The sequence below is a fragment of the Micromonospora nigra genome, from assembly GCF_900091585.1.
Classification (GTDB): domain Bacteria; phylum Actinomycetota; class Actinomycetes; order Mycobacteriales; family Micromonosporaceae; genus Micromonospora; species Micromonospora nigra.
On record NZ_FMHT01000003.1, the window covers coordinates 4,470,257 to 4,483,539 of the forward strand.

General features: G+C 73.1%; 13 protein-coding genes and 3 tRNA genes. 13 read left to right on the plus strand and 3 right to left on the minus strand.

Annotated features, from left to right (window positions below; translation table 11 throughout):
- The first annotated feature begins 251 nt into the window (after positions 1–251).
- The 6 genes from GA0070616_RS19430 to arfB all read left to right on the plus strand — a co-directional run bounded on the left by GA0070616_RS19430 (position 252) and on the right by arfB (position 5,529).
- Entirely contained in the window at positions 252–758 is a 507-nt protein-coding gene (locus GA0070616_RS19430; RefSeq protein WP_091084878.1) for a hypothetical protein, read from the plus strand.
- A 305-nt stretch (positions 759–1,063) separates the two neighbouring features.
- Entirely contained in the window at positions 1,064–2,113 is a 1,050-nt protein-coding gene (locus tag GA0070616_RS19435; protein WP_091084881.1) for an AAA family ATPase, read from the plus strand.
- The gene (locus GA0070616_RS19440; protein WP_091084883.1) at positions 2,110–3,135 is read left to right on the plus strand and encodes a DUF58 domain-containing protein; all 1,026 of its coding nucleotides are present in this window, start codon (positions 2,110–2,112) and stop codon (positions 3,133–3,135) included. The genes GA0070616_RS19435 and GA0070616_RS19440 overlap by 4 nt, the downstream gene beginning before the upstream one ends.
- Entirely contained in the window at positions 3,132–4,091 is a 960-nt protein-coding gene (locus tag GA0070616_RS19445) for a VWA domain-containing protein (RefSeq protein WP_091084888.1), read from the plus strand. The genes GA0070616_RS19440 and GA0070616_RS19445 overlap by 4 nt, the downstream gene beginning before the upstream one ends.
- 42 nt (positions 4,092–4,133) lie before the next feature.
- Entirely contained in the window at positions 4,134–4,997 is an 864-nt protein-coding gene (locus tag GA0070616_RS19450) for a S1C family serine protease (protein WP_091084895.1), read from the plus strand.
- A 106-nt stretch (positions 4,998–5,103) separates the two neighbouring features.
- Positions 5,104–5,529 (plus strand): alternative ribosome rescue aminoacyl-tRNA hydrolase ArfB, encoded by a 426-nt coding sequence (arfB, locus tag GA0070616_RS19455; RefSeq protein ID WP_091084897.1) that lies wholly within the window; start codon positions 5,104–5,106, stop codon positions 5,527–5,529.
- Between the two features lie 53 nt (positions 5,530–5,582).
- On the opposite strand, the gene GA0070616_RS19460 is transcribed toward arfB, so the two are convergent.
- Together GA0070616_RS19460 and GA0070616_RS19465 are read right to left on the minus strand one after the other, a co-directional pair.
- Complete coding sequence (locus GA0070616_RS19460; protein ID WP_091084900.1) at positions 5,583–6,446, minus strand: 3-methyladenine DNA glycosylase; 864 nt, start codon at positions 6,444–6,446, stop codon at positions 5,583–5,585.
- A 32-nt stretch (positions 6,447–6,478) separates the two neighbouring features.
- The gene (locus tag GA0070616_RS19465) at positions 6,479–7,744 is read right to left on the minus strand and encodes a hypothetical protein (protein WP_091084904.1); all 1,266 of its coding nucleotides are present in this window, start codon (positions 7,742–7,744) and stop codon (positions 6,479–6,481) included.
- Between the two features lie 129 nt (positions 7,745–7,873).
- Between GA0070616_RS19465 and GA0070616_RS19470 the strand changes: the two genes are divergently transcribed.
- The 4 genes from GA0070616_RS19470 (at position 7,874) to GA0070616_RS19485 (ending at position 9,430) form a co-directional block, all read left to right on the plus strand.
- Entirely contained in the window at positions 7,874–8,677 is an 804-nt protein-coding gene (locus GA0070616_RS19470; RefSeq protein ID WP_091084909.1) for a fumarylacetoacetate hydrolase family protein, read from the plus strand.
- Between the two features lie 120 nt (positions 8,678–8,797).
- Positions 8,798–8,869: transfer RNA gene (locus tag GA0070616_RS19475), tRNA-Gln, on the plus strand.
- A 129-nt stretch (positions 8,870–8,998) separates the two neighbouring features.
- Positions 8,999–9,071 (plus strand) — tRNA-Glu (locus GA0070616_RS19480).
- 286 nt (positions 9,072–9,357) lie between these two features.
- Positions 9,358–9,430: transfer RNA gene (locus GA0070616_RS19485), tRNA-Glu, on the plus strand.
- Positions 9,431–9,605: 175 nt separating this feature from the next.
- Here GA0070616_RS19485 and GA0070616_RS19490 read toward each other — a convergent pair.
- Positions 9,606–10,292 (minus strand): IclR family transcriptional regulator, encoded by a 687-nt coding sequence (locus tag GA0070616_RS19490; RefSeq protein ID WP_091084913.1) that lies wholly within the window; start codon positions 10,290–10,292, stop codon positions 9,606–9,608.
- A gap of 49 nt (positions 10,293–10,341) precedes the next feature.
- On the opposite strand from GA0070616_RS19490, the gene leuC reads away from it, so the two are divergent.
- The 3 genes from leuC (at position 10,342) to GA0070616_RS19505 (ending at position 13,271) form a co-directional block, all read left to right on the plus strand.
- Positions 10,342–11,787 carry a 3-isopropylmalate dehydratase large subunit gene (leuC, locus tag GA0070616_RS19495; RefSeq protein WP_091084918.1) on the plus strand — a complete coding sequence of 482 codons (1,446 nt, stop codon included), beginning with the start codon at positions 10,342–10,344 and terminating at the stop codon, positions 11,785–11,787.
- 17 nt (positions 11,788–11,804) lie between these two features.
- On the plus strand, positions 11,805–12,392 hold the full coding sequence (gene leuD, locus GA0070616_RS19500) for a 3-isopropylmalate dehydratase small subunit (RefSeq protein ID WP_091084923.1): 588 nt from the start codon (positions 11,805–11,807) through the stop codon (positions 12,390–12,392).
- A 171-nt stretch (positions 12,393–12,563) separates the two neighbouring features.
- Complete coding sequence (locus GA0070616_RS19505) at positions 12,564–13,271, plus strand: HU family DNA-binding protein (protein WP_175440135.1); 708 nt, start codon at positions 12,564–12,566, stop codon at positions 13,269–13,271.
- Positions 13,272–13,283 lie beyond the last annotated feature (12 nt).

The window sequence follows — 13,283 nt, forward strand, 5'->3', positions numbered from 1 at the left end:
AAATGGGTGATCAACTATTGACGTACGCATTTTTCCAGTGCTACGTTCCACCTGGTCGGAACCCGCAACTGTGAGTAGTAATACCAGCTCAGAGTGGGTCTGATCCGGTGGTGCGGCGGCTTCGCAGAGGTGCGAACTGAAAGTCGTTGTTCCGACTTCGGCCGCCATTGTCGCCTCACCTGGAATGGCAACATCCGCCCCGCGCATTGCGGGTCGGCTCTATCCCCACGGTCACACGAGGGAGACCTGTCATGACCAGAATCCTCCGACGTAAGGCAGCGGTCGTCACGCTTGCCGCCCTGGCACTGGCCCTGGCCGGCGGCGGGGTCGCCGTCGCCAAGCCTGCGGCGAAGGCCCCGACCGAGGTCGTCCAGCCGGGCGCCCGGGGCACCCAGCCGCCGGTCACGGCCGAGGCCCAGCGCAGCGCCAAGGCAGAGATCGCGCGGGCCGCCGACGAGGTGGGCGCCAACCTGCACAACGTCTACGGCACGGTGGTCAACGCCAACGGCACCAAGGCCCGTGGCTGGGGCACCGTCATCAAGTACGGCGTCGGGCAGTACGAGGTGCAGTTCGGCGTCAACGTCGCCAGCGGTGTGTACGCCGCCACCATCGGCCGGGCGGACTCCTGCTGCATCCCGCCCGCCGGCGAGGTGTCGGTGGCACCGCGGCTGCTCACTCCGACCGCGGTGTTCATCCAGACGTACAACTCGGCCGGCGTCCCCGCCGACCGGCCGTTCCACCTGATCGTCCACAGCTGATCCACCTGACGCCGCCGGCCCCTGCCACTTCCGGCAGGGGCCGGTGGGGCGTCCTGCCACCCGGAGCAGGCGCCAGCGCGGCGGCGCGGCGGGACGGCGGCGGGAGCTTCGGGGGCGGCGGCGCGATGGGACGGCGGCGGGAGCTTCGGGGGCGGCGGCGGGAGCTTTGGTCGACGACGGCCAGGGGAACGCAGATCCGACCCCCGCACGCCCTCTGGGGTCGACCGCCCCGGCCGTGCCGTCTGTGCCGCCCAGGGTCGGTAATTCCGACGTTTGTCCGAGGGGTGCCCCGGGAAGCAAGCACCGTGACGGACATCTCGGACACCCTGGCCAGCACGCCCACCCCGGTCCACTCCGAGGCGGGCCCGGCCGAGCTGGAACAGACCCTGCACGAGGTCAAACGCGTGATCGTCGGGCAGGACCGGCTCGTCGAGCGGTTGCTCACCGCCCTGGTCGCCGACGGGCACTGCCTGCTGGAAGGCGTACCCGGGGTGGCCAAGACCCTCGCCGCGCACACCCTCGCCACCGTCGTCGGCGGCACCTTCTCCCGGATCCAGTTCACCCCCGACCTCGTCCCCTCCGACATCGTCGGCACCCGCATCTACCGGGCGTCGAAGGAGAGCTTCGACATCGAGCTGGGCCCGATCATGGCGAACCTCGTGCTCGCCGACGAGATCAACCGCGCGCCGGCCAAGGTGCAGTCGGCGCTGCTGGAGGCCATGGCCGAGCGGCAGGTCTCCATCGGTGGACGCAGCTGGCGGGTGCCGGAACCCTTCCTGGTGCTGGCCACCCAGAACCCCATCGAGTCCGAGGGGGTCTACCAGCTCCCGGAGGCGCAGCGCGACCGGTTCCTCATGAAGGTCGTCGTGGGCTACCCGAGCGACGCCGACGAACTGGCCATCCTCTACCGGATGAGCGCCGACCGGCCGACCCCGCGCCGGGTGCTCGACCCACGCCGACTACGTGACCTCCAGGACCGGGCGGCCGCCGTGTTCGTCCACCACGCCATCGCCGAGTACGTGGTGCGACTCATCCTCGCCACCCGCGACCCGCAACGGTTCGGGCTGCCCGAGATCGTCCCGCTGCTGGCGTACGGGGCCAGCCCCCGGGCCACCCTCGGCCTGGTCGCCGCGGCCCGGGCCCGAGCGCTGCTGCGCGGCCGGGAGTACGTGCTCCCCGAGGACGTGCGGGAACTCGCGGTGGACGTGCTCGCCCACCGGCTGGTGCTGACCTTCGACGCGATCGCCGACGGGGTGACCGCCGAGTCGGTGGTGCGCCGCCTGGTCGACGCGGTGCCGCCACCCCGGATCGCCACCAGCCAGCCCGAACACGTCGGCGACCTGGCGGCGGCATGACCCGGCGGAACCAACCGGCCGGGCCGGGCCTGGCCGACCTCACCCCCGACCAACGGCTGCGCCGCCTCGAACTCACCGTCACGCGTCGCCTCGACGGCATGCTGCACGGCCAGTACCGTGGCCTGCTGCCCGGCCCTGGCAGCGAACCTTCGGGCAGCCGGGAGTACCGCCCGGGTGAGGACGAGGTGCGCCGGATGGACTGGGCGGTGACCGCCCGCACCGCCGTGCCGCACGTCCGTGAGGTCGACGCCGACCGGGAGCTGACCACCTGGCTGCTCGTCGACGCCAGCCCGAGCATGGAGTACGGCACCGCGGAACTGGACAAGCGGGAACTCGCCGTCGCCGCCGTCGCCGCCGTCGGATTCCTCACCGCCGGGGCCGGCAACCGCCTCGGCGCGCAGGTGCTCGGGCCGGCGGGGCTGCGCCGGTTCCCGGCGCTGTCGGGGCGTACCCATCTGCTCGGGGTGTTGCGCACGCTGCTCGCCGCGCCCCGCCACGGCGGTCACGACGCGGGCGCCGCGCCCCGCCGTGGCGGTCACGCCGCGCCCGCCGCCCCACCCGACCTGTCCGACGCCCTCGCCGCCCTGGCCCGGGTCGCCAACCGGCGTGGCCTGGTCGTGGTCGTCTCCGACTTCCTCGACGGCCTGCCCGACGACCCCCGACACCCGCCGGTCTGGGAGCGGGCGCTGCGCCGACTGGCCGTCCGCCACCAGGTGCTCGCCGTCGAGATCACCGACCCGCGTGAGCTGGAACTGCCCGACGTCGGCCTGATCACGCTGACCGACCCGGAAACCGGCCGGCGGCGCGAGGTGTGGACCGGCGACCGCCGGCTGCGCGAGCGGTACGCGGCGGCGGCCAGCGCCCAGCGTGACCAGGTACGCCAGGCGCTGCGCCGGGCCGGGGCGGGCCACCTGCCACTGCGTACCGACTCCGACTGGGGGGCCGACATCGTGCGCCACGTACACGCCCAGCGTCGCCTGGCGGCGACCCGGGCCGGCACGCCACCGGTAGGTGTGGCGTGATCTGGCAGTCCCCGGCCCGGCTCTGGCTGCTGCTCGGCGTGCTGGCCCTCGCGGTGGCCTACCTGCTGGTGCAGCGCCGCCGCAGCCGCTACGCCGTCCGGTTCACCAACCTGCGGTTGCTCGACCGGGTCGCCCCGCAACGCCCCACCTGGCGGCGGCACCTGCCCGCCGGACTGTTCCTGGCCATGCTGGGGCTGCTGGTGGTCGGCTTCGCCCGGCCCACCGACGAGGTCCGGGTGCCGAGGGAACGGGCCACGGTGATGGTGGCCGTGGACGTGTCCACCTCGATGCTGGCCGGCGACGTCGAACCGGACCGGCTCACCGCCGCGAAGGACGCCGCCCACCGGTTCGTCGACGGGCTGCCCGACGAGTTCAACGTCGGACTGGTGGCGTTCGCCGGCAGCGCGGCGGTGCTGGTGCCGCCGAGCACCGACCGGGAGGCCCTGGACGAGGGCATCGACCGGCTGGCGGAGGGCGTGACGGGAGTGCAGGGCACCGCCATCGGCGAGGCCATCAACACCTCGCTGGGCGCGGTGAAGGCGCTCGACGCCGACGCCGCGACCGCGCCGCCGCCGGCCCGGATCATCCTGCTGTCCGACGGCGCGAACACCTCCGGGATGGACCCGCTCGAAGCGGCGGCCGAGGCGACCACCGTGGAGGTGCCCGTGCACACCATCTCCTTCGGCACCCCCGGCGGCTACGTCGACCGGGGCGGCCGGCCGATCCAGGTGCCGGTGGACGGGCAGACCCTGCGCGCCGTCGCCGAGGAGACCGGCGGCATGTTCCACGAGGCCAGCACGAGCGACGAGCTACGGGCCGTCTACGACGACCTCGGCAGCTCGGTCGGCTACCGCCTCGTGCGGCAGGACGTCTCGGCCCGGTTCATCGGCCTGGGACTGGTGTTCGCGTTGGGGGCGGCGTTCGGCTCGATGCGCTGGTTCTCCCGCCTGCCCTGACCCGTACGGCCGGCACCGGCCGGACACGTGAGGAGCGTACGCATGGCAGTGCAGACCGGACTGGGCGAACCGCGTGGCCCCTGGTTCGTCTCCCCGGAACTCGGCCGTGACGGGTGGGATCCGTGGGACGGCCCCGGCTCCGGCCGGGACCCGGGCGGCGGCCGGTGGAAGCGCACCCTGCTGGCCGGGCTGGCGGTGGTGGCGATGTCGACCGGGTCGGGAGCGGTCGCCGGCGGTTGGGTGGCCGGCCGTGACGCCGAGCCCGGCCCGGCGGCGGCCTCGGCGGCACCGGTGCCGGCGGAGCTGGTCACCGCCGCCGGCAGGACCGTGCCCGGGGTGGTGTCGGTGCTGGTCGGTGGCGCCGGTGGCAGGTCGGCCACCGGGTCGGGATTCGCCGTCGACGACGAGCAGCACATCATCACCAACGACCACATCCTGGCCCGGGGGCGGGGTGACCGGGTCACCGTCGAACTGCCCGACGGCCGTCGGTTCGCCGCCGAGGTGGTGGGCCGGGAGCCGCGCAGCGACCTGGCCGTGCTGAAGGTGCCGCCGTCGGCCGGGCTCGCGGCGCTGCCGCTGGCCAAGCCGAACGCCACCCGGGTGGGCGAACCGGTGCTGGCGGTCGGGTCCCCGCTCGGACTGCCCGGCACGGTCACCGCCGGCATCGTCAGCGCCCTCGACCGGCAGGTGCGACTCGGCGACAACCGGCACCGCGCCGTGCAGACCGACGCCTCGATCAACCCGGGCAACTCCGGCGGGCCGCTGGTCAACGCGCGGGGCGAGGTGGTCGGCGTGAACACGGCGATCGCCACCATCGACGGCAACGGCTCGATCGGCATCGGCTTCGCCATCCCCATCGAACAGGTGCAGCAGACGGCCGACACGATCATCGGGAAGGGAGGCTGACCGGCGAGCGTCTCCTTCCGTCGGGTGGCGTCCGGCCGACCGGCCATCGGCGGGGAGCCGGCCGACCGGCCACCCCGGGAAGCCGGCCGGGCGCTAGCCTCGGGGCATGGACGACGGCGTGCGGGTGACCGACAGGTGGATCGTTCCCGCCGCCGAACTGCGGGAACGGTTCTCCCGTTCGTCCGGCCCCGGCGGGCAGGGGGTCAACACGGCCGATTCCCGGGTGGAGCTCAGCTTCGACCTCGCGGGCTCGTCCAGCCTGCCCGAGGCCCTACGCGGGCGTGCCCTGGCGCGGTTGGCGAACCGGCTCGTCGGCGGCGTGCTGACCATCGCCGCCAGCGAACACCGGACCCAGCTCGCCAACCGGGAGGCCGCCCGGGAGCGGCTGGCCGCCCTGCTGCGCGAGGCGGTCGCCCCGCCACCGCCACCCCGGCGGCCCACCCGCCCCTCGCGGGGTGCCAAGGAACGGCGGCTCGCCGAGAAGAAGCGTCAGGCCCAGCGCAAGCGCGACCGCCGCGTCGACGGCGAATGACCCGCAGGCCGAGCTGCGCGACGGTGGGTGGACAGGGTCGCAGGGGGCCGGCGTCAGCCGTCCAGGGCCGCGAGCAGTCGCGACCGCAGCACCGCGGCCCGCTGCGCGAACGACCGTTGCGCCTGCGCGTACTCGTGCCGGCCCGCCACGGTCTCCACCCGCACGGGCGGGTAGCCCAGCGCGGCCAGGTCGTAGGGCGAGGCCCGCATGTCCAGCGTGCGGATCTCCCGGGCCAGCGCGAAACAGTCCGCCACCAGCTCCGACGGCACCAGCGGCGACAACTTGTACGACCACTTGTAGAGATCCATGTTCGCGTGCAGGCAGCCCGGCTGCTCCAGGGCGTGCTGCGTGTCGCGCGTGGGGTTGAGCACGTTCAGGGGCCGGGCCGGCGCGGTGAAGAACCGGTACGCGTCGAAGTGGCTGCACCGCACGCCCCGCTCCTCGACCACCGCCGCGGTGTCCTCGGGTGACAGCCGCAGCGGCCAGGCGTTGTGCCGGATCTCCTCCTGGGTCTGCCGGTAGACCATGGCCCACTCGTGCATCCCGAAGCAGCCCAGCTGTGCCGGCCGACCCGCGGTCGCCGCCAGCAGCGACCGGATCCAGTCGACCGACTCGCCGCGTCGCGCGCGTACCGCCGCCCTGTCGACGGTGACCCCGGCGGGGCCGACCCGGTAGTCCCGGCCCCACTCCGCCGGGTCCGCGTCGCGCAGCACCACCCCCGCACCCGGATGCCAGCGGCGCAGCTGCGCCGGGCGGAACGAGTAGTAGGTGAAGAGGAAGTCCTCCACCGGATGCCGCTCGCCCCGCCGCCGGCGGGCCAGGTGCGGTGCCAACCAGGTGTCGACCCGCTCCTCGTGGGCCCGCCGCCGGGCACGCCAGGCCGTCGCGTCGAGCACGGCGGCGAGGGCGGCGGTCACCAGCCAAGGGTACGACCGCCGCCCGGCCCGCCTCAGGGCACGTCGACCCGCACCCCGGCGGAGAACACCCCGCTGCGCAGCTCCACCTGCTCCGGCTGCCCGTCGACCGTGAACACCAGCGGCAACACCAGTCGGCTGCCGGCCGCCAGGGGCGCGGCGAACACGTCCTGCCCCTGGTTGGCCGCCCGGGTGGCCTGCTCGTCGGTGCTCACCCAGGTGCCGTCCGGCAGGTACACCCGTTGCAGCTTCCCGTGCCAGGTCTGCCGCTCCGGGCTGACGTTGCGGACCCCGACCGTGGCCTGACACTGCCGCGCCGAGTCGCCCGGCTCGCAGGCGATCCGGTAGACGGTGAACTCGAACGCCGCCTCGCGCAGCGGCACACCGACCGCACCGGAGACGCCGGTGCCCTGCCACGCACCGCTGGTGGGCTGGGCTTCGGGGCCGACGCCGGCAACCTGACGGGTGGCCGCCCAGGTGGCCGCGCCGACCGTGCCCGCCAGCACGCTGGCGGCCACCGGCACGACCAGCCACACCGACGGGCTGCGTCGCCGGGGCGGCCGAGCGTTCTCCGGCCGCGGGTAGACCGTCCCCGGCCCGCCGGCGGCCAGCGCGGCGGCGACCGGCCGACGCCGACGGCGCCGGGACCAGAGCGCGCCGCCCGCCACCACCAGCACGGCCGCCGATCCGCCGAGCAGCACCGGCGCGCGACGCCACACCGGAGCCGGCGCGTCGTCCCGCGCCGGGGTCGCCGCCGACCAGGTGGCGGTGGCGCAGTCCAGCGGCTGCTGGCCGTCAGCGGAGTACGCGCAGGCCGGCGCCGTCAGTGGCTCGTCCGGCGCGGTGGTGCTGATCGCCGTGGCCAGGGTCGTGGTGCTGCGTGGTGCCAACGTCAACCGCCAGGTCACCTCGCTGGCCCCCGACGTTCCCGCCGAGGTCTCCCGCCCACCGTCGGTGATCGCCGTGGCCATGGCACCCGGCGGCAGCTCCTGCCTGACCGTGGCGGTCACGGGTGAACCGCCGTCGTTGCGCACCTCGATCCGGTAGCGCGGTGCGGGTGTGCCCTCCGGTGCGACAGCCACCGTGACCGGTGAGGGTTTGGTGGTGGTCGCCTCCTTCGGCGGGACCGGCACCGCCGGTGGTGCCGACGGCGTCGCCGGTTCGGGCGCGGGCGCCGCCGCCGGGTGGGGCGTGGTCCCCAGGTCCGGGGCCGCCGCCGGCAGGAGCGGTAGGGCGCTGAGCAGGCCGACGCAGTGTACGAACACCGCGAGGGCCCTGTGGTGTCGTGTCGATGCAGGCATGCGAACGAACCTCCGTCGCCGACGCTAGGTGCGGGGCCGAGCCGGGCGGGTACGAAGTGTCGAACCCGGCCCGGGCGGCACGCGGGCCGGGTAGGGTGCCGCGGCGGAACGCGCGGTTAGATTGGCTGCGTGCGTATCGCTCGTTTCGCTCATGCCAAGGGAATGTCGTTCGGGGTCGTCGAGGGTGAGCCGGAGGCGGGCCCCTCGGGCCTCACCGTCGCCGAGATCGACGGCCACCCGTTCGGCCAGGTCACCTTCAGCGGGGCCCGGTGGGCCCTGTCCGACGTCCGGCTGCTCTCGCCGATCCTGCCCAGCAAGGTCGTCTGCGTCGGCCGCAACTACGCCGAGCACGCCGCCGAACACGGCAGCGAGGTGCCGAAGGAGCCGCTGCTGTTCCTGAAACCTTCCACGTCGGTGATCGGGCCGCGCGACGCGATCCGGCTGCCGATCTTCAGTCGGCAGGTCGAGCACGAGGCCGAACTGGCCGTGGTGATCGGCGCCCCGGGGGCGCGGCGGGCCGACCGGGCCGCCGCCGAGCGGGCCATCTTCGGTTACACCTGCGCCAACGACGTGACCGCGCGGGATCTCCAGCGCGCCGACGGCCAGTGGACCCGCGCCAAGGGCTTCGACTCGTTCTGCCCGATCGGGCCCTGGATCACCACCGGGCTCGACGTCACCGATCTGGAGGTCCGCTGCGAGGTGGGCCGCGATCCGGAGGAGATGGAGGTGCGCCAGCTCGGCCGTACCCAGGACATGGTCTTCGACGTGCCGGCCCTGGTGTCGTACGTCTCCCACGTCATGACGCTGCTCCCCGGCGACGTCGTGCTGACCGGCACGCCGGCGGGGGTTAGCCCGCTCGTGGCGGGGGATACGGTCACCGTCCGGATCGAGGGCATCGGTGAGCTCAGCAACCCGGTCGTCCCGGTCGGCTGATCCGGGCCGCGAACCGGCGCGACCGCCTGTTCGTGCAGCTCAGGGGTGGTATCGGAGGGTTCGATTTGGCCTCCGGGGCGGGGGAGGGTAAGGTTTGTTCCCGGCACCGCAAGGGGCCAATGGGGTATGGGGTAATTGGCAGCCCGACTGATTCTGGTTCAGTTAGTCTAGGTTCGAGTCCTGGTACCCCAGCGCAGCCGAGATTCGCAAGGATCCCGGGTCGCTGGATTCTGATGGAGTTCGGCACTCGCCCCCTCGGGGCGGGCGACGGGTCTGGTAGGGTTCGGCGGCACCGCCCACGGGCGGTCGCAAGAAGGTTCTGGCCCCGTCGTCTAGCGGCCCAGGACGCCGCCCTCTCAAGGCGGTAGCGCCGGTTCGAATCCGGTCGGGGCTACAGCAGGTGAACGGCTCGTACCGCGCAGGCGGACGGGCCGTTTTCGCTTCCCTGGCCTCTAGCCCCTGGCCGTCGGGCTGGCTCCTGGCCTTGGGTCGCCTGGTCCCTGGGCGCCCCCGGTGCACTCCGGCCCGACAGCGGCCCTCGTGGTCAGGAGAGGGTCGCAGTGGTCAGGAGAGGGTCGGAACGCAGGTCGGGTGTGGGCCCGTACCCCGATTCGTGCCGTGGCCTGAGCGCCGCTAGACTACAGCCGCGTCACCCCGCTGGGGTGTTCAGCAGAAGTTCTGGCCCCGTCGTCTAGCGGCCCAGGACGCCGCCCTCTCAAGGCGGTAGCGCCGGTTCGAATCCGGTCGGGGCTACAGGTCAACCACGGCTCGTTCCGCCAAGCGGAGCGAGCCGTTCCTCTTCCCCCACCCCCGGTGCTCGGCCCCACCCCCCGTCACTCCGGTGAGCTGAGGTTGTTGCTCTCGCCAACCGGCAGTCGACGCAACAACCTCATGCTCAACGGGGAGAGGGGGAGGTGGCGGGTGGGGGTCAGAGTCCGGAGAGGCGTTGACCGGCGCGTACCACCGCCATGGCGTGGCGCTCGCCGGGGCGGCGGCCGAGGCGTTCGATGGGGCCGGAGATGCTGATCGCGGCGATGACCCGGCCCGTCCGGTCCCGGATGGGTGCTGAGACGCTCGCCACGCCGGCCTCCCGTTCGGCGACGCTCTGCGCCCATCCCCGGCGGCGCACCTCGGCGAGGGTGCGGCCGGTGAACTTGGAGCGGGGCAGCAGCGGCATCACCGCCTCGGGCGGCTCCCAGGCCAGCAGGATCTGTGCCGCCGAGCCGGCGACCATCGGCAGTACCGAGCCGACGGGCACCGTGTCGCGCAGCCCGCTGGCCCGTTCGGCGGCGGCCACGCAGATCCGTTCGTCCGCTCTGCGAAGGTAGAGCTGGGCGCTTTCGCCCGTGGCGTCCCGCAGGGCGGCCAGCAGGGGCTCGGCGGCGGTCAGCAGCACGTCCGGGGCCGCGTTGGCGAGTTCACCGAGGCGCGGGCCGGGTCGCCAGCGGCCCTGGGTGTCCCGGACCAGCATCCGGTGGATCTCCAGCGCCTGCGCCAGCCGGTGCGCCGTGGCCCGGGGCAGCTTGGTGCGTTCAACGAGTTCGGCCAGGCTGGCGCCGTCGACACAGGCGGCCAGGATGACCACCGCCTTGTCGAGAACGCCGACACCGCTCATACTGTGTCCCACAAGCCGAAACTTACCTCCCAGAATTTAGGATGTCCAGATGGTGGGAGTCACTCCTGAGCCGAGGACCCTGGCCGAGAAGGTCTGGGACGCGCACGTCGTCCGGTCCGCCGATGGTGAGCCCGATCTGCTCTTCATCGACATGCACCTGCTGCACGAGGTCACCAGCCCGCAGGCCTTCGACGGGCTGCGGCTCGCCGGCCGCCCGGTGCGGCGCCCCGACCTCACGCTCGCGACCGAGGACCACAACACCCCCACCGGGTACGCCGACCCCTCGTTCCAGACCCGGCGCGGTGACCTGCTCACCATCGCCGACCCCACCTCGCGGACGCAGATCGAGACACTGCGCCGCAACTGCGCCGAGTTCGGGGTGAAGCTGCACCCGCTCGGCGACGAGAACCAGGGCATCGTGCACGTCATCGGTCCGCAGCTCGGCCTCACCCAGCCCGGCCTGACCATCGTCTGTGGCGACTCGCACACCGCCACCCACGGCGCGTTCGGGGCCCTGGCCTTCGGCATCGGCACCAGCGAGGTCGAGCACGTGCTGGCCACCCAGACGCTGCCGCAGGCCCGGCCGAAGACCATGGCCGTGACGGTCAACGGCACGCTGGCTCCGGGCGTCACCGCCAAGGACCTGGTGCTCGCGCTGATCGCCAGGGTCGGCACCGGCGGCGGTCGCGGACACATCGTGGAGTACCGGGGTGAGGCGATCCGGGCGCTGTCCATGGAAGGCCGGATGACGATCGCCAACATGTCCATCGAGTGGGGCGCCAAGGCCGGAATGATCGCGCCGGACGAGACGACCTACGCGTACCTGAAGGGGCGGCCGAACGCCCCCCGGGGGGCGGACTGGGAGGCGGCGCTCGCCTACTGGCGGACGCTGCCCACCGACGAGGGCGCGACCTTCGACGCCGAGGTGGTCCTCGACGCGGCGGAGATCACCCCGTTCGTCACCTGGGGCACCAACCCCGGCCAGGGGGTGCCGCTGGGCGCGGTCGTGCCCGACCCCGAGCAGTTCGACGGCGAGCCGGAGCGGGCCGCCGCCCGCCGCGCCCTGGAGTACATGGACCTGCGCCCCGGCACGGCGTTGCGTGACCTGTCGGTCGACGTGGTGTTCGTCGGCTCCTGCACCAACGGGCGGCTGGAGGACCTGCGGGCCGCCGCGGACGTGCTGCGGGGGCACCAGGTCGCCGGTGGCGTCCGCATGCTGGTGGTGCCCGGCTCCGCCGCCGTACGCGAGGCGGCTGAGGCCGAGGGGCTGGACAAGGTCTTCACCGACGCCGGGGCCGAGTGGCGTTTCGCCGGCTGCTCCATGTGTCTGGGCATGAACCCGGACACGCTGTCCCCGGGGCAGCGCTCCGCCTCGACCTCGAACCGGAACTTCGAGGGCCGCCAGGGCCGGGGCGGGCGTACCCACCTGGTCTCCCCGCCGGTCGCCGCCGCCACCGCCGTGGTGGGCCGGCTGGCCGCCCCCGCCGACCTGTAGAAGGGCAGCACCGACAGATGGATAAGTTCACCGTGCACACCGGCACCGCCGTGCCGCTGCGCCGATCCGATGTGGACACCGATCAGATCATTCCGGCGGTGTACCTCAAGCGGGTGACCCGGACCGGTTTCGCCGACGGACTGTTCAGCGCGTGGCGGGAGGACCCCGCATTCGTGATGAACGATCAAGCTTATTCGGGCGCGTCGATTCTGGTGGCGGGCCCGGAGTTCGGCACCGGGTCGTCCCGGGAACACGCGGTGTGGGCGTTGCGGGACGGGGGCTTCCGCGTCGTGGTCTCGCCCCGGTTCGGCGACATCTTCCGGGGCAACGCGCTCAAGGAGGGGCTCCTGCCGGTCGAGCTGGAATTGCCGGCCGTCGAGAAACTGTGGGCTCTGCTCGAATCCGCGCCGGACACCCCGGTGACCGTCGACCTCACCGCCCGCGAGCTCCGCGCCGGGGAGGACACCTGGACCTTCCCGCTGGACGACTTCAGCCGCTGGCGGCTCATGGAGGGCTTGGACGACATTGGACTCACCCTCCGCCACGAGGCGGAGATCAGTGCCTTCGAGCGGACCCGGCCGGGGTTCCTGCCCACCGTCGCCTGACGTACGCCCGATCCCACAGCGGTTTCCGCCCCCACCGGCCCGTCCGGTGGGGGCGAATCCGTTGCGACACAAGGGCTTTTTTCCACCGAATGTTTGTGTCCCGGCAGCACAGGGCATACCGTGCGCGCAGAATGGCTCGCGTCGAGTCAGTTGCATATTCGGGAGGAAGTCGTGAACAAGGCCGAGCTTATCGAGGCCCTCGCCGTTCGCCTGGGGGACCGGAAGACGGCGACGGCCGCGCTCGACGCGGTTCTCGCTGAGGTCCAGGCGGCGGTCACCAGGGGCGAGAAGGTGGCGATCACCGGTTTCGGAGCGTTCGAGAAGCGCGTACGGGGTGCACGAACAGCCCGCAACCCCCGGACCGGCGAGGCGGTGAAGGTCAAGAAGACCTCCGTCCCGACCTTCCGTGCGGGTGCCGGATTCAAGGAGATGGTGGCCAGCGGCAAGGTGCCGAAGGCCACGGCGGCGGCGAAGAAGACCGCCACGGCCGCCGCCAAGACGACCGGGGCCAAGACGACCGGCGCGAAGGCGACCGGGGCCAAGACGACCGGGGCCAAGACGACCGGCGCGAAGGCGACCGGCGCGAAGGCCGCCGGCGCGGGGGCCAAGAAGACCACCGCGGCGAAGGCGACCAAGACGACCGCCGCGAAGACCACGGCGACCAAGGCCGCCACCAAGAAGGCCGCCCCGGCGAAGACCGCCGCGGCGACCAAGACCGCCACGAAGAAGACCGCCCCGGCGAAGAAGAGCGCCGCGGCGAGCAAGACCGCCACGAAGAAGGCCGCCCCGGCGAAGAAGACCGCGGCGGCCAGCAAGAGCGCGGCGGCCAAGAAGTCGACTGCGAAGAAGTCGCCGGCGAAGAAGGCGTCCAAGCGCTGACGGCAGCCGTAC

Bases quoted from the DNA above. Each gene is read 5' to 3' on its own strand.
- GA0070616_RS19430 (WP_091084878.1), top strand. From the start codon at position 252: ATGACCAGAATCCTCCGACGTAAGGCAGCGGTCGTCACGCTTGCCGCC.
- GA0070616_RS19465 (WP_091084904.1), bottom strand. From the start codon at position 7,744: ATGCCTGCATCGACACGACACCACAGGGCCCTCGCGGTGTTCGTACAC.
- GA0070616_RS19440 (WP_091084883.1), top strand. From the start codon at position 2,110: ATGACCCGGCGGAACCAACCGGCCGGGCCGGGCCTGGCCGACCTCACC.
- leuD (WP_091084923.1), top strand. From the start codon at position 11,805: ATGGATAAGTTCACCGTGCACACCGGCACCGCCGTGCCGCTGCGCCGA.
- GA0070616_RS19490 (WP_091084913.1), bottom strand. From the start codon at position 10,292: ATGAGCGGTGTCGGCGTTCTCGACAAGGCGGTGGTCATCCTGGCCGCC.
- GA0070616_RS19450 (WP_091084895.1), top strand. From the start codon at position 4,134: ATGGCAGTGCAGACCGGACTGGGCGAACCGCGTGGCCCCTGGTTCGTC.
- leuC (WP_091084918.1), top strand. From the start codon at position 10,342: ATGGTGGGAGTCACTCCTGAGCCGAGGACCCTGGCCGAGAAGGTCTGG.
- arfB (WP_091084897.1), top strand. From the start codon at position 5,104: ATGGACGACGGCGTGCGGGTGACCGACAGGTGGATCGTTCCCGCCGCC.